Source organism: Roseobacter cerasinus (assembly GCF_009811755.1).
Classification (GTDB): domain Bacteria; phylum Pseudomonadota; class Alphaproteobacteria; order Rhodobacterales; family Rhodobacteraceae; genus Roseobacter; species Roseobacter cerasinus.
The window spans coordinates 153,084-174,726 of the sequence record NZ_BLIV01000007.1; the positions used below are offsets into that span (position 1 = coordinate 153,084).

The following is a 21,643-nucleotide window of genomic DNA, read 5'->3' on the forward strand; positions in this document are numbered from 1 at the left end:
CGCTGTGCAAGTGGTTTTTGGCGGAGCTAGGGGCTTAGCTCGCTTTGCAATGGTGTGCCTTCTATATGCGCGCGGAGAAACTGCGCGAAGAGTGCTGGGTCTTCACCGGCCCAGCCGTGCCCCAGGCCTGGGGCGACTGCCGTGATACTGCCCGCGAATCGCGCGCTAAAGACGTCGAGGCCGTCGCGGATCAACATATGTTCGCGGGATCCGGCCACAAAGGCGAGGCGTGTTCCGGTCTGAGCGGGCAGCGTGGTGCAGTCAAAGTCGAGCACGTCATTTGTTGCCCGCCGAAAGGCCGACGCCCTAGTCTGCCCTGCAGCGGCGACAAAACCTTCCACATCCACGGCCGCACCCATCATCCGGGCTGTGCGGCGGGCAAAGGCCGGGCGCGGTGCCAAAGGGGCCATGATGGCTGAGAGCAGCTTCATCATCCTGCGGTTGGGCATTTGGCCGGGATGGATGCCGCTCAACAGCGCCGAGGTGCAGAGGTCCGGATGGCGCAGGACCAGATGCAGCCCGACGTAGGAGCCAAGCGACAGTGCCGTGAGATGCACCGGGCTTGTATCAACGTCCGAGCGGATGGCTGCCGCAACCAGATCCGCAGTGTCCGGGAGGGACACCCAAGGCGTATCGCGGCTCTCCCCGTGGCCGGGCAGGTCAATGAGCAGCACGCGGTATTCCGGCAGCTGCGCTATAACCCGCTGCCACATCCAGCTGCTGATACCCACCGCGTGCAGGCATGTGATGACCGGCGCACCGGCGGGGCCATGCAGGGATCTGTGCAGCATATGCGTCTCCGGTTGATGTCAGTCGTCTGACGGGTTTTGCAATTTGGCTTTCAGATCCGCCAGGCTGGCAAAGGGTTTGGTATCCTCGTCCCGCATTGGCTGCACACCCGGCCCGGCGAAGACCTGTTCGCCCAGATCTGCATCCGCCTGACGCGGGTAGAGCGGCAGGGCCAGCACCAGGGCCTCGATCATGACCCGGTGCGGTTCAATCCAGGCCCCCAAGGGTTCTGTGGTGTCGTCCTCCGGCATCTCGACCTCGGGCGCGGTGATCTCGTGATAGTCCGAGAGGTAGCGGCGCTCTACCTTTTCGTCGATCCGTGTGGTCACAGGCGCGAGTGTGACACTGCAGGGCTGCACCACAGTCGCCCCCAAGGTGCCGCGCAGCAGCCAGTCCGCACCTGCCTCGGCCTGCACCTCGCCCTCAAACGACAGCTTGCGCAGCCCGAGCAGATCCAGCTCGGCGGCCAGAGCCTTGAGCGCATCCGTATCCGGGCGCAGCGCAAAGACGGCCGGGCTGTTGGGGTTGAGCTCAGCGACGCGCAGCGCGCTGGGAGAGGGCGAGGTTGGCTTGACCATCTGTCACTTTCGTTTCTTGAACCATGGGCGGTGCATGGTGTAAGCGAGATAAAAGCCGGAGTGTACAAGGGCAAGAGGGCAGAACGAATGGGTTTGAGTAACGCGGTGCCGACATGGCAGAAGCGTCGGGTGCGTCAGGGCCTGTTTGCCGTTTGCCTTTTTGGTTTGGCATCTTGTGGCGCAATCTACAGCAATCACGGCTATTTTCCGCCTGCCGAAGATCTTGAGCAGATCGTGGTCGGGATTGATACGCGTGCAAGTGTCGAAGAGACTTTGGGTGCTGCGGCCTCCGGTTCGGTCATCAACGATGACGCGATGTATTTCGTGCGCAGCCGTGTGCGCACCTTCGGGTTTCTGGAGCCTGACGTGGTCGAACGCCAGGTGCTGGCTATCAGCTTCGATGACGCAGGCGTCGTGAGCAACCTCGAAACTTTTGGTCTGGAGCGCGGGCAGGTGGTGCCTTTGGCGCGGCGGGTTACAAACTCCGGTGTCGATGATCGGAGCTTCCTGCGGCAACTCCTCGGCAATATTGGCCAAATTGGCCCCATTGGCAGCGACTTCGGGAGCTGAGGCTGTCACGCGGCCGTCAAGAAGCCCATGATAGAAGCGGGGTCGACAGGACTCGCTTTGGAGGCGACACCGATGGCTTTGCACAAAGGTCGCTATACGTCTCGGCTAGCAACCTGCCCGGCAGATGTTGTGCATGCACAGATGCTGCGGGCCAGCTGCTTTGGATTGGACGTCGACCGCGACGTTGATGCTTATGATGCGCGCTGCGTCCATGTTCTGATCGAGGATCGCGTGACCGGGCGGTTGGTGTGCACGTTCCGCATGCAGGAATTGACCGGGCCCCAGCTGCCCGCGAGCTACGCGGCGCAATATTACGAGCTCTCCGCGCTGGAGACCTTTGAGGGCCGGATGATCGAACTAGGCCGTTTCTGCATTGCGCCGGATCAGCGGGACCCGGATATTCTGCGTGTCGCCTGGGCCGCGATGACGGCCTATGTGGATGAACACGATGTGCAATTGCTGTTCGGGTGCTCGTCCTTTGCAGGGACGGAGACCAAGACGTATCTGGATGCCTTTGCCATGCTGAAAGCACGCCACCTTGCGCCCAAGCGCTGGCTGCCGCGGGTCAAGGCGCCGGATGTGTTTCGCTTTGCTGCCCGTTTGCGCCGCAAGCCTGACCTGAAGAAAGCCATGGCGCATATGCCGCCCCTGTTGCGGACCTATCTTTTGATGGGCGGTTGGGTGAGTGATCATGCGGTGGTGGATCGGCAGATGAACACGCTGCATGTGTTTACCGGCGTGGAGATCGGCGCGATTCCGGCCGCGCGCAAGCGCCTGTTGCGGGCGCTTGCCTGAGATTTCTTGCCTCCGGCGGGGATATTTTGGGCCAGAAGAAGCGTCCTGCGTTGACCCTGCTGCGGATGCGGCTTAGCTGGCGCGCATGGCCCGTGTTCCTTTGTTGCAGCTCAACCAGATATCGCTGACTTTTGGTGGTGATCCGGTATTTGACGATCTCAGTCTGGTGGTTCAGCCCGGGGATCGCGTGGCGCTGGTGGGTCGCAACGGCTCGGGCAAATCCACGCTGATGAAGGTGATTGCCGGGTTGGTTGAGCCGGATCGTGGTGAGGTTGTGCCCGGGCCGGGTGTTTCTGTGGGGTACATGGAGCAGGACCCGGATTTGTCCGGGTTTGCCACGCTGGGTGAGTTTGCGGCCCATGGGCTTGATCCGTCAGAGATGTATCTTGTGGAGCGCGCGGGTGAGGGGTTGAAGTTCGACCCCGCGCGCCCGGTCGAGACGGCCAGTGGCGGAGAACGTCGGCGGGCCGCGCTGGCCCGGCTGATGGCGCGCAGCCCCGATCTGATGCTGTTGGACGAGCCGACGAACCACCTCGATATCGAGGCGATTGCCTGGCTTGAGGATGAGCTGAAGCAGAGCCGCAAGGGTTATATCATCATCAGCCACGACCGGGCGTTCCTGCGCGCGCTGACCCGGGCGACGCTCTGGGTCGACCGTGGCGCAGTGCGACGGCAGGAAAAGGGGTTCGCCGCCTTCGAGGAATGGCGCGATGCGGTCTGGGATGAAGAGGACATGCAGCGCCACAAGCTCAACCGCAAGATCAAGGCCGAGGCGCGTTGGGCCGTTGAAGGCATCTCGGCGCGGCGCAAACGCAATCAGGGCCGGGTGCGGGCCTTGCAGGATCTGCGCGCCGAACGCGCGGCCCAAATCAAGCGACAGGGCACGGCGGCTATGGCGCTGGAGGCGGGGCCAAAGTCGGGCCGCAAGGTGATCGAGGTGGAGGGCATCTCCAAGGCGTTTGGGGACAAGACGATCCTGCGGCCATTCTCCCTGACCGTGCAGCGCGGCGACCGGATCGCGCTGGTCGGGCCCAATGGCGTTGGGAAGACGACCTTGCTGAATATGTTGATCGGGCGCGAGATGCCGGATACCGGCACCGTGCGCCTGGGCACCAACCTGGAGCTGGCGCTGTTTGATCAGGCGCGGGCGCAGCTGGACCCGGACATGAGCCTTTGGGACAGCCTGACCGGCGATCCGGAGATGCGCGTCTCCGGCAAGGCGGATCAGGTGATGGTGCGCGGGCAGCCGAAACATGTGGTGGGGTACCTCAAGGAGTTTCTCTTTGATGAAGGGCAGGCGCGTGCGCCGGTGCGCTCGCTCTCGGGGGGTGAGAAGGCGCGGCTCTTGCTGGCCCGGATCATGGCGCGGCCAAGTAACCTTCTGGTGCTCGACGAGCCGACCAATGATCTGGACGTGGAAACGCTGGATCTGCTGCAAGAACTGTTGGGCACCTATGACGGCACGGTGCTGTTGGTCAGCCACGATCGGGACTTCCTGGACCGGGTGGCCGCGACAACGATCGCGATGGAAGGGGATGGGCGGGCAACCATCTATGCCGGTGGGTGGAGCGACTATCTGAGCCAGCGTCAGGACGCGGCACCTGCGCCTGTGGCGCAGCGATCAAAGGGCCAGACACCAACGGACAAGCCCAAACCTGCGCCAAAATCCGGGCTCAGCTTCACCGAAAAGCACAGGCTGGAGGCGCTGCCCGCCGAGATGGAGCGGCTGGAGGCAGAAATTGCCAAACTCGAAGAGCTGTTGAGCGACCCCGAGCTCTTCACCGCCGCGCCGGTGAAGTTCCAGAAGGCTACTGAGGCCTTGGTGGCGCGGCACGAGAAGCTCAGCGCCGCCGAAGAGGAATGGCTGATGCTGGAAGAGAAGGCCGCGTCCTAGCGCATCCGCAGTGCGCCGTCGATGCGGATCACTTCGCCATTGAGGTAACCGCAGCTGATGATGAAACCCGCGAGCCGTGCGAATTCCGCCGGATCTCCCAGACGCGGTGGGCAGGGGACATCTGCTGCCAGCCCCGCTTGTACTTCCTCGCCCAGACCGGCCAGCATGGGCGTCATGAAGATGCCGGGTGCGATGGTCATCACCCGAATGCCGAGCTTGGCAAGGTCGCGCGCCATGGGCAATCCAAGGCCCACGACGCCGCCTTTCGAGGCGGAATAGGCCGTTTGACCCTTCTGCCCGTCGAAAGCGGCAATGGAGGCGGTGTTGATGATCACGCCCCGTGCGCCATCTGCGTCAGGCGCGGTCTCCTGCATGGCGTCTGCGGCCAGCCGCGCGACGTTGAAGGTGCCGACGAGATTGATGTCGATAGTACGCTGAAAGAGCGGTAGAGGATGCGGGCCGTCGCGTCCGACGGTCTTGGCGGCATCGGCGATCCCGGCGCAGTTCACTGCAACGCTGATCCGGCCCATATGCGCCTTGGCTTGGGTGATGGCCGCCTGAACCGAGGCTTCATCGGTCACATCCACTTCGGCGAAATGCCCGCCGATCTCCTCGGCGACAGCCGCGCCGCGCGTGGCATCCCGGTCGAGCAGGGTCACGGCTGCACCTTCCGCTGCGAAATGGCGCGCTGTGGCTTCCCCGAGCCCGGATGCGCCCCCTGTGATTACGGCTGCGGCGTCTTTCAGGATCATCTTGCCCTCCCCGATATGAACGCTTGTTCAGATAATCATTTGGAGCGCGCACTGTCTAGGTCAGGTGCATCAGGCTGCGGTCGAGCCTTGCCAGCGGGCGAAAGAGCGTGGTCAGTGGCGGCCACCACACCCATGTCCCGCCGAGCATTTGCGCCTGTGCACCGGTGCCGAGCTTGAAACGCGCCAGCCCGCGCCCCTCTTCGCTGTCAATGGTGCCCAGCTCAAAGTGACGTAGGCCCTTCGATCTGGCCCAGAGGATCGCGGACCACATCAGCAGTGTATGCGCCGACACCAGCCGCCCGGACGGGCGCGTATGGCCAATGTGATAGGTTGCGCCGTGCCCGTGGGTCAGCACCAGCATGGCTGCGACCGGCTCCTTGCCCAAGAAGGCGGTGAACAGCTTCGATTGGCCTGGGTTTGCGCGCCCATAGGCCAGCGTCAACGGGATCGGCCAGCTACGATAGCCGCGTGCGCTTTGCTGAACCAGATCGGCCCGCAGCAGCCAATGATCCAGGTCGTCCGGCATGTTCTGACGCGCGACGCGCAACCCCTGCTGCTCCGCATGGCGCAGGCGGTTGCGCCACTTTTGATGCAGACCGGCGCGCAAGCTATCGATATCGGGCGTCAGGTCCAGCGTCGCAATGCTCATCGGGCTGACAAGCGGCAGCGCCCCGATCTCATGAAGCGGCAGCGGTCGCTCCGGTGCAATTAGCACCGGACCGCGCGCTGGAATGGCCTTGGCATTTGCATGCAGATCCTCCGCCGTCATGGCGGGCGGGCGTGTCAGCATACTGAGGGGCAAAGGTCCCACCTTTCGGCGCAGGACCAGAGCACCATCCTGCAGCCTCAACGGTGGTGTGCCAAGTGCCTCCAACGCACGGGCGAAAGCCGTGCTTTGCTGCAAGGCAATCGGGCCATCGGAGGGGGCGGCGTCGAACATGCCGCAGTTAACCCATCGGAAACCTAAATCAGGGTTAATGTGCCTATGAAAAAATCTGCAAAGAGCATTGCTGCCCCCGCACCACGTCTGACCAAAACCGCCGCTGCGCTGATCGCTATGGGGATGTCCATCCCCGTCTTCGCGATCCTAACGCTGATCGAGTGGATCTGGCTTTAGCCGAGTTGCACCAGCGCGTGGCGCTTCTTGCCCGCGCTCAGCTTGATCGGGCTTGAGAGCGCGCCTGCGTCGATCATCAGGCCGGCGTTGGTCAGCGGCTGGTCATCCATCCGCGCGCCGTTCTCGGCGATCAGCCGTTTGGCCTCCTTGCCCGACCCCGCAAGGCCAGAGCGCACGATCAGCTGCACGATGGAGATGCCGTCACCCAGATCATCTGCGCTGAGCGTGAGCGTGGGCAAATCATCGCCCACGCCGCCTTTCTCGAACACCTCGCGCGCCGTGGCCTCGGCGGTTGCGGCAGCCTCGGCGCCATGCAAAAGCGTCGTGATCTCATTTGCCAGCTTGATTTTCGCCGCATTGATTTCGGAGCCAGCCAGCGCGCCCATCCGGTCGCACTCGTCCACCGGCAATTCGGTGTAAAGCTTGAGAAAGCGCCCCACATCCGCATCCGTCGTATTGCGCCAGAACTGCCAGAATTCATAAGGAGACAGCATATCGCCGTTCAGCCAGACCGCGCCCGACTGCGATTTGCCCATTTTTTTGCCGTCCGAGGTTGTCAGCAGCGGCGACGTCAGCCCGTAGACCTCGCCATCGATCACGCGACGCGTGAGGTCGATGCCGTTCACGATGTTGCCCCACTGATCCGAGCCGCCCATCTGCAGGATACAGCCATAGCGGCGATGCAGCTCCATGAAGTCATAGGCCTGTAAAATCATGTAGTTGAACTCAAGGAACGACAGCGACTGTTCACGATCCAGCCGCGATTTCACGCTCTCGAACGACAACATCCGGTTGATCGAGAAATGCCGCCCGATGTCGCGCAGGAAGTCGAGGTAGTTGAGATCGTCCAGCCATTCGGCATTGTTGATCATCATCCCATCCGAGGGCCCGTCGCCGTAGGTCAGGTAGGCCGAAAACACTTGCTTAATGCCTGCGATGTTGGCGTCGATTGCCTCTGGGTTCAGCAGCGGGCGCTCGTCTGCACGAAAAGACGGATCGCCCACCTTCGTGGTGCCGCCGCCCATCAGAGTGATCGGCTTGCCGCCGGTTTTCTGAAGCCAGCGCAACATCATAATCTGGATGAGCGAGCCCACGTGCAGCGATTTCGCCGTCGCGTCAAAGCCGATGTACCCCGGCTGGCCACCCTTCAAGATCGCCTCGTCCAGCCCCTGATAGTCGGTGCAGTCCGCGAGGAACCCGCGCTCCATCATCACGGCGATGAAATCGGACTTGGGGTGGTAGGTCATCATGCTTGCTCTTGGCTGAAATTCCGCCCACTCTATAGGCGGTTGGCAGACAAAGGAAAAGGCTTTGAGCAGGGCCATCGCAAAAACCGGACCGGTCACCGCCGTGGGCACTATGAGCGGCACGTCACTGGATGGGGTGGACTCCGCCGTGTTGGTCACCGACGGTCACCGGATCGAAAGCTTCGGACCAACATCATACCGCAGCTATACCGACATCGAAGAACGAGTTTTGCGCCGCGCTCTGGGGAAGTGGTCAGGGACGGATGTCGATGCCGCAACAGAAGTGGTGGAACGCGCGCATTTGGAGCTTTTGGGCGCTGTAGAAGCGGCTGATCTCATTGGATTTCACGGGCAAACGCTGGCCCACGCGCCGCGCGCGCAAGGCACCTTGCAGGTGGGCGACGGCGCGCGGCTGGCAGAGGTGCTCAACCGGCCCGTTGTCTGGGATTTTCGCAGCACCGACGTGGCTCTGGGCGGTGAGGGCGCGCCGCTGGCGCCCTTTTTCCATTTCGCCTGCGCCAAACACATCGGTGCGGATGCGCCGCTGGCCTTTCTCAACCTCGGCGGGGTCGGCAATCTGACCTATGTTGATCCCAGGTGCGGCAGTCCCGAAACACCGGGCGCCCTGCTGGCCTTTGACACCGGGCCTGCCAACGCGCCCGTGAACGATCTTTTGCAGGCCCGGCGGGGGCTGAAGTATGACAAAGACGGTCGGATCGCAGCCGAGGGTACGGGGGATCAACGCGTGGTCGAGGTTTTTTTGGCTGAGCCGTTTTTCTCCCGTTCGCCGCCCAAATCATTGGATCGAAACGATTTTGCAAATGTATCTCAGCAGGTGGCGGACCTCAGCGACGCAGACGCGGCGGCGACATTGATCGCGATCTGCGCTGCCGGTGTGGCGGAAGGCATGCGGCATTGCCCGGCGCCTCCGTCGCACGTGCTGGTCACGGGCGGTGGGCGGCACAATCCGGTCTTGATGCGCATGCTGGCCGATGCGCTGGAGTGCCCGATTTCGCCGGTGGAGCAGGTCGGGCTGGACGGAGACATGCTGGAGGCGCAAGCTTTTGCCTATCTCGCTGTTCGCGTCGCGCGCGGCCTACCCACCAGCTGCCCGACAACCACAGGCGTGTCCATTGCGACCGGCGGCGGGACAGTCAGTTGGCCTGCCGAGACAGAGGCTTTGGCATAGTATTCTTTTTTTTGCAATGGGTTGCGGCGCGTTTCTTAAATGGTCGGGATGTCGAAGCCCGGTTTTGCCAGTGTGAAACCTTCGAACCGAAAGCCGGGTGAAACGGTGCAGCTGACCAGTGTGTACGCACCTGTGCTGCGCGCGGCCTGCCAATGCTGTTCCGGCACGATAATCTGCGGCGCGCCTTTGGTGAGATCCGGCGTCAGCAGGTGCTCAGTCGCGGGCCCTGCATCGGTCTCGCTCATCGACAGCACCAGCGGCGCGCCTGCATGATAAAGCCAGATTTCCGTGGCATCCACGCGGTGCCAGTGGCTGCGCTCACCCGCTTTCAGCAGGAAATATATGCAGGTTCCGCTGGGCCGCCCTTCGTTCTGTGCCGCCCAGGTTTGGCGGTAGTGGCCACCTTCGGGATGCGACTGCAGCCCCAGATTCGCGATGATCTCATCCGCTGTCATAGCTGATACTCATAGAAGACAAGCTTGTTTTCCGTGCCTTCGGGCAGCTCCGCATAAGGTCCCCGCGATTGAAACCCCAACCGCTCATAGAGCCGTTGTGCACCTTTGAAGGCGGCCGCCGTATCCAGCAAAACCCGCGCATACCCGTCTGCCCGGGCCTGATCCAACAGCGCTTGTGACAGGGCTTGCCCCGCACCGGTGCCCCGTGCTTCGGCGCGGACAAAAACACGTTTGATTTCAGCATCTTCAGCATTCAACCGGTGTGTCATCCCGCAGCCCACGGGCACCCCTTCCAACTCGGCCAATAAGATGATCCCGCGCGGGCGGGCGTGCTTTTCGGCCAGCCCATGCATGAGCTGGCGATAGCCATCCTCCGGATAGAAGGTTTCCATCATCGGGCGCAGAGCCGGGTCGAAATCGATGAGATGATCGCGATACTCCCAGCAGAGGGTGCGGACCGTGTCCTGATCCGCTGCACTCTCCGCCGGGCGGATCGTAACGCGCCCGGTCACCGCAGGATCGCGCGGCCCGCGTATTCTGCGGTTTCGCCAAGCGCTTCCTCGATGCGGATCAATTGGTTGTACTTGGCCAGCCGGTCTGAGCGGGCGAGCGATCCGGTCTTGATCTGCCCGCAGTTGGTGGCGACGGCGAGATCGGCGATGGTGGCATCCTCGGTCTCGCCCGAGCGGTGTGACATGACGTTGGTGAAGCCCGCGCGGTGTGCCATATCAACCGCTTTAAGAGTTTCCGTCAAACTACCGATTTGATTGACTTTCACCAGCATGGAGTTGGCGGAGCCGCGCTCGATCCCCATGGCCAGCCGGGCAGGGTTGGTCACAAAGAGATCGTCACCCACCAGCTGGACCTTGCCGCCCAGAGCGTCGGTCAGCGCCTTCCAGCCGTCCCAATCATCTTCGGACATGCCGTCTTCGATGGAGATGATCGGGTAGTCATTCACCAGTGCCTCCAAGTAGGCGACGTTTTCCTCGGAACTGAGCGATTTGCTTTCGCCTTTCAGCTCGTATTTCCCATCTTTGTAGTATTCCGTTGCAGCGCAATCCATGGCGAGATAGATATCATTGCCCGGCGTGTAGCCCGCCTTTTCAATGGATTTCAAAATAAAATCAAGAGCATCACGGGTGGAGTTGATGTTGGGTGCAAAGCCGCCTTCGTCACCGATCCCGGTGGATAGACCGGCGGCAGACAGCTCTTTCTTCAGCGTATGGAAAACCTCTGCGCCCATGCGGACCGCTTCGCGGATGTTCTCCGCTGCGACCGGCATGATCATGAATTCCTGAATGTCGATCGGGTTGTCCGCGTGCTCGCCGCCATTGATGATGTTCATCATCGGCACCGGCAGAACGCGAGCCGATGTGCCGCCCACGTAGCGGTAGAGCGGCTGCGTGCAGAAGTCCGCCGCCGCCTTCGCGGTCGCCAGCGATACACCCAGGATCGCATTGGCGCCGAGGCGCGATTTGTTCTCCGTGCCGTCCAACTCTATCATGACGCTGTCGACCTCGACCTGCTCGGTCGCATCGATGCCAACCAGCGCTTCGGCGATCTCGCCGTTCACGGCGGAGCAGGCCTCCAGCACACCTTTGCCCATGTAGCGGGCGGTGTCGCCGTCGCGCCGCTCCACCGCCTCATAGGCGCCCGTGGAGGCGCCCGAGGGCACGGCGGCGCGGCCCATGGTGCCATCTTCGAGGATCACATCCACTTCCACGGTCGGGTTGCCGCGGCTGTCGAGAATTTCGCGCGCGTGAATGTCGATGATGGTGCTCATGTCCGGCTCCTTCTGAATCTGGTCACCGGCGTCTTAGCGGGCGCGGGAGCGGTTGGAAAGCCTCAGTGCGTGTTAGCGCGAACATTGCGTTCCCGCCACAGCGTGTAAAGCCCCGAGGCGACAACGATGGCCGCCCCGAGCAGGGTCAGCGTATCGGGGCGTTCGCCAAAGATTGTGGTGCCGATCACAAGGGCAAAAAGGATGCGCGAATAGCGGAAAGGTGTGACAAAGCTCACTTCGCCGACGCGCATCGCCGCCACGATGCCGTAATAGGCACCGATCCCGATCAGCAAGGCCAGTGTGAAATAGCCCCAGAGAGGTGGTGTCAGCGGCGCCAGCGCTGTCCCGTTGCTCCACATCAGGATGGCGGCTGCCGGGATCAGCACAAGGAATGCCAGAAAGCTCAGCTGTAGCGAGGAGGTTTCGCGGGGGACCCGGCGCGTGGCCAGATCCCGTGTGCCGAGGCCAACAACACCCAGCAGAGCAAAGAGAGACAGCCAGTTGAACCCTTCGAATCCCGGTCGGATGATCAGCAACACCCCGCAGAGGCCCACGGCAATGGCCATCCAGCGACGCCAGCCCACGGTCTCGCCCAGAAAGAGTGCGGCCCCGAGTGTGACGTAAAGCGGCGTGGCCTGCAGGATCGCCGACGCCGTGGACAGCGGGATCAGCGCAATGGCGGTGACGAAGCCAAGCGTGCCGATCAGCTCGCCCACGGAGCGGACAGCGATGGCCGGAGTGAGCATCGCGCGCGACAAAAGCGGCTGGCCCTGCACCAGCAGCAGGGGGGCCAGCAGCACAGCGCTGCCAAAGCCCAGCATGCCGATGATCTGACCGACGGGCAGGGTGGTCGCCATAAGCTTGATCAGCATGTCCTCGATGGCGAAGGCCAGCATGGCCAGCACCATAAGTGTGGCACCGCGCAGATTGTCCATGGGGTATCCTTTGGGGCTTTGCCCGGCTCCTTTCAGAAACCCGCCATCAGGTCAATGCAACAGGCGTGCTTTGCTTGGACGCGTTTTAGACGTCTACCAGACCATGTGCTGGAGTCCGGTGAGGTTGAAAAAATCCGCTCTGGTGAAAACCAGATCGCTCTGCAAAGACTGCCAACGAATTTTCGATTCAGGTGATTGTGATGATCCGCGAACTTTCCATCTCAGCCGTTTGCATGGGCCTTCTGGCCGCATTTGTAGGCTATGCGGCTTCCTTTGCCATCGTGCTGGCGGGGCTGATCGCGATGGGAGCAAGTGACGCGCAAGCCGCAACGGGCCTCTTCTTTGCGACGATTGGTATGGGGGTCTGCAGCATCTGGCTGCCCATGGTGACCCGCATTCCGGCGGCTGTGGCCTGGTCGACGCCCGGTGCCGCCTTTCTCGCCGCGACCGCAGCCTTGCCGGGCGGGTTCGGCGAGGCAGCCGGCGCGCTCATCTGCTGTGCTGGCCTGATCTTCCTGACGGGGCTTGTTCCTGCGCTTGGTCGACTGGTCGCTACGATCCCGAAACCGATTGCCAATGGCCTGCTCGCTGGGGTTCTGCTGAAGCTGTGCTTTGCGCCTGCGCTGGCTCTAGGTGATATCCCGTATCTGATTGCGCCGGTCATCCTGGCCTGGTTGATCGGGCTCAGGTGGACTCGTCTTGCCGCCATGCCATTTGCCGTGATTGCTTTTCTCGCTGTGCTCTTCTTTGCCATCGATCCGGCGGACGCACAGGTGCAAAGCGATGCCGCGTGGTTCCCGGCCTTCACGCCGGTGGCTCCGATCTTCACGATTCAAGCTTTCGTATCTGTCGCGATCCCGCTCTATCTGGTCACGATGGCCGGTCAAAACATCCCAGGCTTTGCCGTGTTGGAGCTAAACGGCTATCCGGTGGACCGGCAGTCGTCGATCCGCAACACGGGTCTTGTGAGCCTTGTGATCTCTGTCTTTGGGTCAGTTCCGGTGAATATGTCGGCGATCACTGCGGCCATGATGGCGGGGGAGGATGCAGGGCGCGATCCCGCCGCGCGATATTGGGCCGCCGTCACCTCGGGCATCGCTTATGTGCTTCTGGCCTTCGCGGCGGCGATTGTGGCCGCGCTTGCCAGTTTGGCACCATCGGCGCTCATTACCGGCGTTGCGGGTCTGGCGCTGATCCCCGCGTTGGTGGGTTCGGTTTCCGCCGCCTTCAGCGACCCAGAGCAGCTCGAAGCTCCGGCGCTGACTTTTCTGATCACCGCGAGTGGCATGACACTTTTCGGCATCAGCGGTGCGGTCTGGGGCATGGTTGTGGGCCTCACCATCTGGTTTTCAAAGAGACGGGTCGGCACCTAGGCGGGTCACTCTGGCGCCATAGGATGCTCGCTGCACTGATCTGGCAACCGCTTGGAACAGGTTTCGGTGGCCGCAGCGCACGTCTCAGTCTTTCTTCAGCGGCACACCGTAGAGCTCAAGCCTATGGCCGCGCAGCTCATAGCCGAGTTTGCGCGCAATGCGCTCCTGAAGCGCTTCAATCTCTTCGTCTACAAATTCGATCACCGCGCCCGAGGTGATATCGATCAGGTGATCATGGTGATCCCGTTCCGCATCCTCATAGCGCGCGCGCCCGTCGCCGAACTCAAGCTTATCGAGGATACCGGCTTCCTCGAACAGCTTCACTGTGCGGTAGACGGTGGCCAGCGAAATGCCTGCGTCGATGGCTGAGGCGCGCGCATAGAGCTCTTCGACATCCGGGTGGTCGGCGCTTTCTTCGAGCGCTCGGGCGATCACACGGCGCTGTCCGGTCATGCGCAGGCCCTTGGTCTCGCAGCGCTCTATGATCGTGGTGCCCATATCGCCCCCCTGGTCGATTGGGCGACACGTTTAGCGGCAATTTCACTGTGCTTCCAGTAACCTTTTTCGCGCTTTGTGGTTGACTTGAGTGGCGGGAGTGCGCATGTGCATCTCAAGCGAAGCCGTCTGCCGCGTGAGCAGGCCTGAGCGCCGCAGGACACCCCTGCAAGATGTGCTCCATTCGAACGGCTCGCCGATGTTCCCAAAATCACGCGTGGGTGCAAACGCTGCGAACAGGCGCCTGTATGAGGCAGCGCCAGTGATCCTTGTGGCGTTCCACGACAGGGCCGGTCTGGCTCTGACAAAAGATATCGCGCGTGCCTGATCGGTGTCGCGCTGGAAAGAGTTGAATGAGCGATTTTGACATGATGGGCTTGCCGCCGAAACTGGTGGCGCGGCTCAAGGATATGGGTCTGACCGACCCGACCCCAATCCAGAAACAGGCGATCCCGCATGCGCTGAACGGGCGGGACGTGATGGGGCTGGCCCAGACGGGCACCGGCAAGACCGCGGCCTTTGGTGTGCCGCTGGTCGCGCAGATGCTGGAGCTGGAGGGGCGTCCTGCGCCGAAGACCGTGCGCGGGCTGGTGCTGGCGCCAACGCGGGAACTGGCCACGCAGATCAGCGTGAATCTGCGCGCCTTTGCTGACAAGACCAACCTGCGCGTGGCGATGGTGGTGGGTGGTCAGTCCATCAATCGCCAGATCGACCGGCTGGCTCGCGGCGTCGATCTTCTGGTGGCGACCCCGGGTCGCTTGCTCGACCTGATGGACCGGCGCGCCGTGCGGTTGGATGAGACCGTGTTCCTGGTGCTCGATGAGGCGGATCAGATGCTCGACATGGGTTTCATCCATGATCTGCGCAAGATCGCGGCGGTGCTGCCCGCCGAGCGGCAGACGATGCTGTTTTCGGCCACCATGCCCAAGCAGATGAACGAGTTGGCGCAAAGCTATCTGGACCGACCCATCCGGGTGGAGGTCTCCCCTCCGGGCAAGGCGGCGGACAAGGTCACGCAGGAGGTGCATTTCATTGCCAAGTCCGAAAAGGCCGGTCTGCTGATCGAGCTTCTGGACAAGCACCGCGATGAACGCGCGCTTGTCTTCGGGCGGACGAAACATGGCTCCGAAAAGCTGATGAAGACGCTGGTCAAGGCCGGTTATGCTGCCGGGTCGATCCATGGCAACAAGAGCCAGGGGCAACGTGACCGCGCGATTGCGGCGTTCAAATCCGGTGAGATCAAGGTGTTGGTGGCCACGGATGTGGCGGCGCGCGGCCTGGATATTCCGGATGTGAAGCACGTCTATAACTACGATCTGCCGAATGTGCCCGACAACTATGTCCACCGGATTGGGCGCACGGCGCGCGCGGGCAAGGATGGGGCGGCGGTCGCCTTTTGTGCGCCGGATGAGATGGGCGAGTTGAAGGCGATCCAGAAGACCATGGGCATTTCCATTCCCGTGGGCTCAGGCCGCCCCTGGGAGGCGATGGACATCCCGTCAGACAGCAAACCCAAGGGCCGGGGACGTGGTCGTGGTCGGGGGGCTGGAAAAGCTGCCGGTGGTCAGCCGCAGGCTGCCAAGCCCGGCGGCAACCGGCGCAGGCGGCGGCGCGGCGGCAAGCCCGGTGGCGCGCAAGGCGGCGCGCCAAAATCCACAGGTGGCGGTCAACACGTCGCCTAAAGGCCGCGCTGGTTTCAGCTTGTTATCACGGGGGCCCGGGAATTGACATTCCCGGGCCCCAGCGTCCTTTTGGCACCATGGAGCCGAAATCTCACATGGATGCCTTCGGAGCGACTGCGCTGATCCTCTTTGCCCTGCATCTGGCGTTCAATCAGGTGGTCATAAAGGTCACCAATGGCGGCTTTAATCCAGTCTTTGCCGCCGGGTTGCGCTCGGCCGGGGCGGTTCTGGTGCTGTTGATCTGGATCCGTCTGCGCGGCATCACCTTGCGGGTTCCGCGAGATGCGATTCCAGCCGGTGTCCTTTCGGGTGTGTTTTTCGCGTTGGAGTTCACTTGCTTGTTTCTGTCGCTCGATCTGACGACCGTCAGCCGTGCTGCGGTCATCCTGTACTCGATGCCGATCTGGCTGGCGCTTGCAAGCCATTTTCTAGTCTCGTCGGAGCGTTTGACCTGGGTGCGCAGCCTTGGTCTGGCGCTGGCCATGGGCGGTGTGGCTTTGGCGCTTCTGGACCGGAGCGATGGGGCCGCGCAGCTGACCGGAGATCTTCTGGCGCTGGTCGCCGCAATCTCCTGGGCGGGGATCGCGCTGTGTGTGAAGATCACACCGCTGAGTGCTGTGCCACCGGCGCAGCAGTTGATGTTTCAGGTGCTGATCTCTGCGCCGATCCTGTTGCTGGTCTCATTTGGATTTGGCGATCTGATCCGGGATTTGCAGCCCGTCCACGTGGCCGGGTTGCTGTTTCAGATTGTGGCCGTGGCGAGCCTGGGCTTTCTGGCCTGGCTGTGGTTGATGTCGATTTATCCTGCCGCATCGGTGGCGTCGTTCAGCTTTCTGTCACCGGTTTTTGCGGTGATCCTGGGCTGGCTCTTGCTGGGGGAGCAGGTCAGCCTCAAGGTCTGGGTCGCGCTGGCGTTGGTGGCAGCGGGGATCACCTTGATCAACCGGCGGCCCCGGCGGCAGGTGGCGGTGACTTGAGTATTTTGGGAAAAATGAAGATCAGGTGCCGCAGAAGGTGGCCGGGACACGCTGTGCCTTCGTTGGCGGGCGCATCAGATCGGTGTCGTCTGTGTGGAACGGATCAGCCAGCGCCTGCATGAGCCGGGTGAAAGGCGCATAATCACCGGAAACGGCCGCCGCGATCATCTCTTCGATGCGGTGATTGCGCGGGATGATGCGCGGCGAGGCGGCTTGCATGGTGGCCTGCGGAGTGTCTTCGCTGTCGATCCGCTGGTGCCAGCGGGTGATCCAGTGGTCAAAGGCGGTGCGGTCGAGGAATTGGTCCCGCGCGTCTGATCGTGCGAGCGCGTCGAAGGTGTTGGTGAAATCGGCGCTTTGATCCTGCATCAGCTTCAGCAGGTCTTCGATGAGCATCGTGTCTGCTGCCGTGGGCGCGGACAGGCCCAGCTTGGCGCCGAAGTGCTGCAGCCAGGCGGCTTCGATCCGGGCGGGCATGGCGTGTACGATCTGCGTGGCCTCGGGCAAAGCCTCGGAGGGGTCGTCGAATTGTTGGATGAGCGCTGTGGCGAATTGCGCCATGTTCCAGACGATGATGCGTGGCTGGTTCGAGTAGGCGTAGCGACCCATCTGATCGATGGAGCTGAAGACTGTGTCGGCGTGGTAGTCGTCAATGAAGGCGCAGGGACCGTAGTCGATGGTTTCCCCCGAGACGGTGCAATTGTCCGTGTTCATCACACCGTGGATGAAACCGAAGGACATCCAGCGCGCGATCAGGTCAGCCTGCCGTGCGCAGACGGACCGCAGAAGGCCCAGCGGGCCGTCCGCTTGCGGGTCGTGGCGGGCAATGGCGTAGTCGGTCAACTGTTTCAGCTCGGTCTTTTGGCCACGGTGGGCGAAAACCTGAAAGGTGCCCACGCGCAGATGGCTTTGCGCCACGCGGGTCAGCACGGCGCCGGGGAGGGCGGTTTCGCGGTAGACCTCTTCGCCGGTCAGCACGGCGGCCAGCGCCCGTGTGGTCGGCATGCCAAGCGCGTGCATGGCTTCTGAGACGACATATTCGCGCAGGACAGGGCCAAGCCAGGCGCGCCCGTCACCCATGCGGGAATAGGGCGTCGGGCCTGAGCCTTTCAGCTGGATGTCGCGACGGACACCATCGGTGCCCAAAGTTTCACCAAGCAGGATCGCGCGCCCGTCGCCAAGCTGTGGGTTGAAGCTGCCAAACTGGTGCCCCGCGTAAAGCTGGGCAAGCGGGGAGGCCCCTTCGGGTACGGTCTGCCCCGAAAAGATGGCGGCCAGTTCGGTCTCGGGCGCATCGGGCAGCCGCAGGAGATTCGCGAGCGGTGCGTTGTAGGCGACAAGCTGTGGCGCTTTGACCGGCGTGGGGGCGAGCTTTGTGTAGAAGCTTGGGGGGAGCGCGGCGTAGCTGTTCTCGAACGGGATGGTGAATGTCATGCGGCATAGATATGCGCGCGAGCCCCCGCGCACCAGAGGCTCAGAACCGGCGGGTCATGAGCATATAGTCGGGGCGCGGTTTGAAACCGGCCTTGGTATAGAGTTTTTGCGTGGCCTCTGCGGTGCGGTCTACCTCCAGGTGCAGCGCTTTGAGCCCTGCACCGGCCAGCGCGCGGGGCAGGCTTTGCAGCGTTTCCGACGCGATGCCACGGCCCCGCACACCGGGCCGGATGTAGATTTCGTCGATGAAACCGTCCAACCCGCCGAACTCCACCGACCAGCCGAAGGTAATGACCACATAGCCGATGGGCGCACGTGGCGGGCCGATCAGATAGGCGGCGCCGTGGGGCGAGCCGTCCAGCAGCGGGGCCAGCCCGGCGCGCCGGGCGTCCTCGGGCAGGTCGATGCCGTGCTCGGCGTGAAAGGCGGCCACAAGCGCATCCAGCCGGTCGGCATGTTCCGGTTGGGCCAGGGTCAAGGCGGCGCTCACAACCGGGCCAGCCGCTCGGTCAGCAGCGCAAAGAAGCCGTCCGCGTCGATGTCCTTGATGAAGAGCGCATTGGCGGGGCGGTCGGTCACACGCCACCAGTCGGCCACGGTCATGCCCATCGTCAGGTCAGATTGGGTTTCGATCTCGACGTTGATGTGCCGACCCGCGAAGAGGTCGGGGTTGATCAGGTAGGCTGTCACGCAGGGGTCATGCAGCGGGGCGCCCGCAGAGCCGTATTTCTCCTTGTCGAAGCGTTCGAAGAAATCGGTCATCTGCGCCACGGCGGTGCCCGCCGCGTTTCCAATGACGCGGAATGCGTCATTGCGCGGTTTGGTCACCAGCGCTTTGTGTGTCACATCCAGCGGCATCACAATAATTCGAATCTCAGATTTAAACACAATATCAGCAGCTTGTGGGTCGACGTAAATGTTGAACTCTGCCGTTGGAGTGATGTTACCCACTTCGAAATAGGCGCCACCCATCAGTACGATCTCCTGCACGGCCTCGGCAATCTCGGGTGCGCGTTGCAGAGCTGTTGCGATGTTGGTGAGCGGGCCGAGTGGGCAGAGCGTGACGGATTTCGGCGCAGCGGCCCGCAGTGTCTCGATGAGAAAGTCAACCCCGTGCTGCTCCTGCAGGGGCATCACCGGGTCGGGCAAGACGGGGCCGTTCAGTCCGGTCTCGCCATGCACATGTTCCGCCGTGACCAGCTTGCGGCCCAGGGGACGGTCGCAGCCTGCAAAGACCTTCACATCCGGCTTCCCTGCCAGCTCACAGATGATGCGCGCGTTTTTCGACGTCAGTTCGAGCGGCACATTGCCCGCCACGCAGGTGATACCAAGCACCTCGATCTCTTCGGGGCTGGCGAGCGCCAGCAGGATTGCAACCGCGTCGTCCTGACCCGGGTCGGTGTCGATAATAATCTTGCGGGGGGACATGGGTGCTCCGAAGAAATATGCCGCGCGACCTTACAAACCGAAAAGAATTTGTCCAGATGGTCAATTTGTTTCGGCAGAGAGATGCCGTAGCGTCACTTGGCGGGCTACGCCTTTTCGGCGGTCTTCACAGCAGTCCAGAGCGCGTCCATCTCTTCCAGAGTGCTCTCGGAGGGAGTTTTGCCGCGCGTGGCCAGCCGGGCTTCGACCTCTTCAAATCTGCGTGTGAACTTGGCGTTGGTGCGGCGCAGGGCGGCTTCGGGGTCCACGCCGAGGTGCCGCCCGAGGTTGGCCATGACAAAGAGCAGATCGCCGAACTCGTCTTCGATGGCGTCGGGGCTGAGCGTATCTTGCGCCTCGACCAGTTCTGCCGCCTCTTCGCGCAGCTTGTCCAGGACCTGGGTTGTGGAGGGCCAGTCGAAGCCCACGCGGGCGGCGCGCTTTTGCAGCTTCAGCGCGCGCAGGAGCGCGGGCAGACCGATGGCCACACCGTCGAGCGCGCCTTTCTGTGCCTTCCCTGCGCGTTCCTGCGCCTTGATGGCTTCCCAATCGGCGGTTTGCTGGTCGGCGGATTTTTCGCGGCTCTCGTCTCCGAAGACATGCGGGTGACGCGCGACCATCTTGTCGGAGATGGCCTGCACCACCGATTGGAAGGTGAAATGCCCCGCTTCCGCGCCCATCTCGGCGTGATAGACCGTTTGCAGAAGCAGGTCGCCCAGCTCGCCCTCCAGCTCCGGCCAGTCGCGACGCTGGATCGCATCAGCGACCTCATAGGCCTCTTCGATGGTATAGGGCGCAATGCTGTTGAAGTCCTGCTCGATATCCCAAGGGCAGCCGGTTTCGGGATCACGCAGGCGGCGCATGATTTCGAGCAACCGCTCTATTCCCGCAGTCCGGTCGTGGATCAGGTCGTCAGCCATTGCAGCGTGCCTCTGTGTCGTGTCAGATGCACCTGACAAACAATCACCCAAGGAGTCCACCCCATGCCCGTCGTAAACCGGATTGCCGATATGAGCGCGGAGATGGCGGGCTGGCGGCAGCATCTGCATACCATTCCCGAGCTGGGGCTGGAATGCCACAAGACGGCCCGGTTCGTGGCGGAGCGGCTGCGAGAGTTCGGGGTCGACGCGCTGCATGAAGGCATTGCCAAGACGGGCATCGTGGCGATCATCGAGGGGCGCGGCGAAGGGCCGACAATTGGCCTGCGCGCGGATATGGATGGGCTGCCGATCACGGAAGAGACAGGGGTGGCCTATGCCTCGACCCATGAGGGTAAGATGCACGCCTGCGGGCATGACGGGCACACGGCGATGCTGCTGGGGGCCGCGAAGTATCTGGCGGAGACGCGGAATTTCGCAGGGCGCGTGGCGCTGATCTTCCAGCCGGCGGAGGAGTTCGGCGGCGGCGGCGAGGTCATGGTGCAGGAGGGCATCATGGACCAGTTCGACATCGACCAGGTCTTTGCCATTCACAATGCGCCCGGCAAGGTCTTTGGCAGTTTCAACACCCGCACGGGGCCGATCATGGCCGCAGCGGATACATTCCACATTCGCATCACCGGCAAGGGCGGGCACGCGGCCCGGCCCCATGACACGGTCGATCCTGTGGTTGCGGCCTGTTCGCTGGTGCAGGCGCTGCAGACCATCGTGAGCCGCAATCGCAATCCGCTGGATCAGCTGGTGATTTCGGTGACGCAGATCCACACCGGCACGACGGACAATGTGATCCCCAGCGAATGTTACATCAACGGCACCGTGCGCACCTTCGACAATGCGGTGCAGGTGCTGGTGGTCAAGCGCATGCAGGAGATCGTGGACGGTCACGCCGCCAGTTTCGGGCTGACCGCCGAGCTGGAGTTCGAGTTCGGCTACCCGCCCACTGTGAACCATGCGGCCCAGGCAGAGTTTGCGGCCGAAGTTGCTGGTGAGGTCGCCGGAGAGGCTGGTGTAAACCCGGATATTGACCCGGTGATGGGGGCGGAAGATTTCTCCTATATGCTCGAGGCGCGGCCCGGCGCGTATCTGATGCTGGGGCAGGGGGAGAGCGCGGGCGTGCACCACCCCAAGTACAATTTCAACGATGAGATCGCGCCGATTGGCGCCTCCTTCTTTGCGCGTCTGGTCGAGCGGGCGCAGCCGGTGAGCGCCTGAGCC

Annotated in this window: 23 protein-coding genes; 9 read left to right on the plus strand and 14 right to left on the minus strand. The window is 62.6% G+C overall.

Going from position 1 to position 21,643, the window contains the following annotated elements:
* Positions 1 to 26 precede the first annotated feature (26 nt).
* A complete protein-coding gene (locus So717_RS17575) occupies positions 27 to 791 on the minus strand; it encodes an alpha/beta fold hydrolase (RefSeq protein ID WP_159979746.1) in 765 nt (254 codons plus the stop codon).
* A gap of 18 nt (positions 792 to 809) precedes the next feature.
* A complete protein-coding gene (locus So717_RS17580) occupies positions 810 to 1,367 on the minus strand; it encodes a YceD family protein (RefSeq protein WP_159979748.1) in 558 nt (185 codons plus the stop codon).
* Positions 1,368 to 1,454: 87 nt separating this feature from the next.
* Here So717_RS17580 and So717_RS17585 point away from each other — a divergent pair, with 87 nt between their 5' ends.
* The 3 genes from So717_RS17585 to So717_RS17595 all read left to right on the plus strand — a co-directional run bounded on the left by So717_RS17585 (position 1,455) and on the right by So717_RS17595 (position 4,626).
* Positions 1,455 to 1,937 carry an outer membrane protein assembly factor BamE gene (locus So717_RS17585; protein WP_159979750.1) on the plus strand — a complete coding sequence of 161 codons (483 nt, stop codon included), beginning with the start codon at positions 1,455 to 1,457 and terminating at the stop codon, positions 1,935 to 1,937.
* A 72-nt stretch (positions 1,938 to 2,009) separates the two neighbouring features.
* Positions 2,010 to 2,732 (plus strand): GNAT family N-acetyltransferase, encoded by a 723-nt coding sequence (locus tag So717_RS17590; protein WP_159979752.1) that lies wholly within the window; start codon positions 2,010 to 2,012, stop codon positions 2,730 to 2,732.
* A gap of 85 nt (positions 2,733 to 2,817) precedes the next feature.
* A complete protein-coding gene (locus tag So717_RS17595) occupies positions 2,818 to 4,626 on the plus strand; it encodes an ABC-F family ATP-binding cassette domain-containing protein (protein ID WP_159979754.1) in 1,809 nt (602 codons plus the stop codon).
* Here the strand turns inward: So717_RS17595 and So717_RS17600 are convergent.
* Together So717_RS17600 and So717_RS17605 are read right to left on the minus strand one after the other, a co-directional pair.
* Positions 4,623 to 5,378, minus strand: coding sequence for an SDR family NAD(P)-dependent oxidoreductase (locus So717_RS17600; RefSeq protein ID WP_159979756.1), 756 nt, complete (start codon positions 5,376 to 5,378; stop codon positions 4,623 to 4,625). The two genes, So717_RS17595 and So717_RS17600, sit on opposite strands and share 4 nt — an antisense overlap.
* A 55-nt stretch (positions 5,379 to 5,433) precedes the next feature.
* Positions 5,434 to 6,318, minus strand: a complete 885-nt coding sequence (locus So717_RS17605; RefSeq protein ID WP_159979758.1) for a GNAT family N-acetyltransferase — start codon at positions 6,316 to 6,318, stop codon at positions 5,434 to 5,436.
* Positions 6,319 to 6,363: 45 nt separating this feature from the next.
* On the opposite strand from So717_RS17605, the gene So717_RS22550 reads away from it, so the two are divergent.
* On the plus strand, positions 6,364 to 6,495 hold the full coding sequence (locus So717_RS22550) for a hypothetical protein (protein ID WP_275113679.1): 132 nt from the start codon (positions 6,364 to 6,366) through the stop codon (positions 6,493 to 6,495).
* Here So717_RS22550 and tyrS read toward each other — a convergent pair.
* Entirely contained in the window at positions 6,492 to 7,742 is a 1,251-nt protein-coding gene (tyrS, locus tag So717_RS17610) for a tyrosine--tRNA ligase (RefSeq protein ID WP_159979960.1), read from the minus strand. The two genes, So717_RS22550 and tyrS, sit on opposite strands and share 4 nt — an antisense overlap.
* A 64-nt stretch (positions 7,743 to 7,806) precedes the next feature.
* On the opposite strand from tyrS, the gene So717_RS17615 reads away from it, so the two are divergent.
* Positions 7,807 to 8,931: an anhydro-N-acetylmuramic acid kinase gene (locus So717_RS17615; RefSeq protein ID WP_159979760.1), complete on the plus strand. Its 1,125-nt coding sequence runs from the start codon at positions 7,807 to 7,809 to the stop codon at positions 8,929 to 8,931.
* 35 nt (positions 8,932 to 8,966) lie between these two features.
* On the opposite strand, the gene So717_RS17620 is transcribed toward So717_RS17615, so the two are convergent.
* The 4 genes from So717_RS17620 to So717_RS17635 form a co-directional block, all read right to left on the minus strand.
* The gene (locus So717_RS17620) at positions 8,967 to 9,386 is read right to left on the minus strand and encodes a cupin domain-containing protein (RefSeq protein WP_159979762.1); all 420 of its coding nucleotides are present in this window, start codon (positions 9,384 to 9,386) and stop codon (positions 8,967 to 8,969) included.
* On the minus strand, positions 9,383 to 9,898 hold the full coding sequence (locus tag So717_RS17625) for a GNAT family N-acetyltransferase (protein ID WP_159979764.1): 516 nt from the start codon (positions 9,896 to 9,898) through the stop codon (positions 9,383 to 9,385). Before So717_RS17625 ends, So717_RS17620 begins: the two co-directional genes overlap by 4 nt.
* On the minus strand, positions 9,895 to 11,169 hold the full coding sequence (gene eno, locus So717_RS17630) for a phosphopyruvate hydratase (protein WP_159979766.1): 1,275 nt from the start codon (positions 11,167 to 11,169) through the stop codon (positions 9,895 to 9,897). Before eno ends, So717_RS17625 begins: the two co-directional genes overlap by 4 nt.
* A 62-nt stretch (positions 11,170 to 11,231) precedes the next feature.
* The gene (locus So717_RS17635) at positions 11,232 to 12,104 is read right to left on the minus strand and encodes a DMT family transporter (RefSeq protein ID WP_159979768.1); all 873 of its coding nucleotides are present in this window, start codon (positions 12,102 to 12,104) and stop codon (positions 11,232 to 11,234) included.
* A 200-nt stretch (positions 12,105 to 12,304) separates the two neighbouring features.
* Here So717_RS17635 and So717_RS17640 point away from each other — a divergent pair, with 200 nt between their 5' ends.
* On the plus strand, positions 12,305 to 13,477 hold the full coding sequence (locus tag So717_RS17640; RefSeq protein ID WP_159979770.1) for a benzoate/H(+) symporter BenE family transporter: 1,173 nt from the start codon (positions 12,305 to 12,307) through the stop codon (positions 13,475 to 13,477).
* 84 nt (positions 13,478 to 13,561) lie between these two features.
* Here the strand turns inward: So717_RS17640 and So717_RS17645 are convergent, their stop codons facing one another.
* Positions 13,562 to 13,975 (minus strand): Fur family transcriptional regulator, encoded by a 414-nt coding sequence (locus tag So717_RS17645; protein WP_159979772.1) that lies wholly within the window; start codon positions 13,973 to 13,975, stop codon positions 13,562 to 13,564.
* Positions 13,976 to 14,325: 350 nt separating this feature from the next.
* Here So717_RS17645 and So717_RS17650 point away from each other — a divergent pair, with 350 nt between their 5' ends.
* Complete coding sequence (locus So717_RS17650; protein ID WP_159979774.1) at positions 14,326 to 15,654, plus strand: DEAD/DEAH box helicase; 1,329 nt, start codon at positions 14,326 to 14,328, stop codon at positions 15,652 to 15,654.
* A 77-nt stretch (positions 15,655 to 15,731) separates the two neighbouring features.
* Positions 15,732 to 16,631, plus strand: coding sequence for a DMT family transporter (locus tag So717_RS17655; RefSeq protein WP_159979776.1), 900 nt, complete (start codon positions 15,732 to 15,734; stop codon positions 16,629 to 16,631).
* A 21-nt stretch (positions 16,632 to 16,652) separates the two neighbouring features.
* Here So717_RS17655 and So717_RS17660 read toward each other — a convergent pair whose 3' ends face one another.
* The 4 genes from So717_RS17660 to mazG form a co-directional block, all read right to left on the minus strand.
* Positions 16,653 to 18,065: a protein adenylyltransferase SelO gene (locus So717_RS17660; RefSeq protein ID WP_159979778.1), complete on the minus strand. Its 1,413-nt coding sequence runs from the start codon at positions 18,063 to 18,065 to the stop codon at positions 16,653 to 16,655.
* A 40-nt stretch (positions 18,066 to 18,105) separates the two neighbouring features.
* Positions 18,106 to 18,555, minus strand: a complete 450-nt coding sequence (locus tag So717_RS17665; protein ID WP_159979780.1) for a GNAT family N-acetyltransferase — start codon at positions 18,553 to 18,555, stop codon at positions 18,106 to 18,108.
* On the minus strand, positions 18,552 to 19,493 hold the full coding sequence (locus tag So717_RS17670) for a nucleoside hydrolase (RefSeq protein ID WP_159979782.1): 942 nt from the start codon (positions 19,491 to 19,493) through the stop codon (positions 18,552 to 18,554). Before So717_RS17670 ends, So717_RS17665 begins: the two co-directional genes overlap by 4 nt.
* A 104-nt stretch (positions 19,494 to 19,597) precedes the next feature.
* Complete coding sequence (gene mazG, locus So717_RS17675) at positions 19,598 to 20,410, minus strand: nucleoside triphosphate pyrophosphohydrolase (RefSeq protein WP_159979784.1); 813 nt, start codon at positions 20,408 to 20,410, stop codon at positions 19,598 to 19,600.
* 63 nt (positions 20,411 to 20,473) lie between these two features.
* Here mazG and So717_RS17680 point away from each other — a divergent pair, with 63 nt between their 5' ends.
* The gene (locus tag So717_RS17680) at positions 20,474 to 21,640 is read left to right on the plus strand and encodes a M20 aminoacylase family protein (protein ID WP_159979786.1); all 1,167 of its coding nucleotides are present in this window, start codon (positions 20,474 to 20,476) and stop codon (positions 21,638 to 21,640) included.
* Positions 21,641 to 21,643: the final 3 nt, after the last annotated feature.

Bases quoted from the DNA above. Each gene is read 5' to 3' on its own strand.
- So717_RS17575 (WP_159979746.1), bottom strand. From the start codon at position 791: ATGCTGCACAGATCCCTGCATGGCCCCGCCGGTGCGCCGGTCATCACA.
- So717_RS17580 (WP_159979748.1), bottom strand. From the start codon at position 1,367: ATGGTCAAGCCAACCTCGCCCTCTCCCAGCGCGCTGCGCGTCGCTGAG.
- So717_RS17585 (WP_159979750.1), top strand. From the start codon at position 1,455: ATGGGTTTGAGTAACGCGGTGCCGACATGGCAGAAGCGTCGGGTGCGT.
- So717_RS17590 (WP_159979752.1), top strand. From the start codon at position 2,010: ATGGCTTTGCACAAAGGTCGCTATACGTCTCGGCTAGCAACCTGCCCG.
- So717_RS17595 (WP_159979754.1), top strand. From the start codon at position 2,818: ATGGCCCGTGTTCCTTTGTTGCAGCTCAACCAGATATCGCTGACTTTT.
- So717_RS17600 (WP_159979756.1), bottom strand. From the start codon at position 5,378: ATGATCCTGAAAGACGCCGCAGCCGTAATCACAGGGGGCGCATCCGGG.
- So717_RS17605 (WP_159979758.1), bottom strand. From the start codon at position 6,318: ATGTTCGACGCCGCCCCCTCCGATGGCCCGATTGCCTTGCAGCAAAGC.
- So717_RS22550 (WP_275113679.1), top strand. From the start codon at position 6,364: ATGAAAAAATCTGCAAAGAGCATTGCTGCCCCCGCACCACGTCTGACC.
- tyrS (WP_159979960.1), bottom strand. From the start codon at position 7,742: ATGACCTACCACCCCAAGTCCGATTTCATCGCCGTGATGATGGAGCGC.
- So717_RS17620 (WP_159979762.1), bottom strand. From the start codon at position 9,386: ATGACAGCGGATGAGATCATCGCGAATCTGGGGCTGCAGTCGCATCCC.
- eno (WP_159979766.1), bottom strand. From the start codon at position 11,169: ATGAGCACCATCATCGACATTCACGCGCGCGAAATTCTCGACAGCCGC.
- So717_RS17635 (WP_159979768.1), bottom strand. From the start codon at position 12,104: ATGGACAATCTGCGCGGTGCCACACTTATGGTGCTGGCCATGCTGGCC.
- So717_RS17640 (WP_159979770.1), top strand. From the start codon at position 12,305: ATGATCCGCGAACTTTCCATCTCAGCCGTTTGCATGGGCCTTCTGGCC.
- So717_RS17645 (WP_159979772.1), bottom strand. From the start codon at position 13,975: ATGGGCACCACGATCATAGAGCGCTGCGAGACCAAGGGCCTGCGCATG.
- So717_RS17650 (WP_159979774.1), top strand. From the start codon at position 14,326: ATGAGCGATTTTGACATGATGGGCTTGCCGCCGAAACTGGTGGCGCGG.
- So717_RS17655 (WP_159979776.1), top strand. From the start codon at position 15,732: ATGGAGCCGAAATCTCACATGGATGCCTTCGGAGCGACTGCGCTGATC.
- So717_RS17660 (WP_159979778.1), bottom strand. From the start codon at position 18,065: ATGACATTCACCATCCCGTTCGAGAACAGCTACGCCGCGCTCCCCCCA.
- So717_RS17670 (WP_159979782.1), bottom strand. From the start codon at position 19,493: ATGTCCCCCCGCAAGATTATTATCGACACCGACCCGGGTCAGGACGAC.
- mazG (WP_159979784.1), bottom strand. From the start codon at position 20,410: ATGGCTGACGACCTGATCCACGACCGGACTGCGGGAATAGAGCGGTTG.
- So717_RS17680 (WP_159979786.1), top strand. From the start codon at position 20,474: ATGCCCGTCGTAAACCGGATTGCCGATATGAGCGCGGAGATGGCGGGC.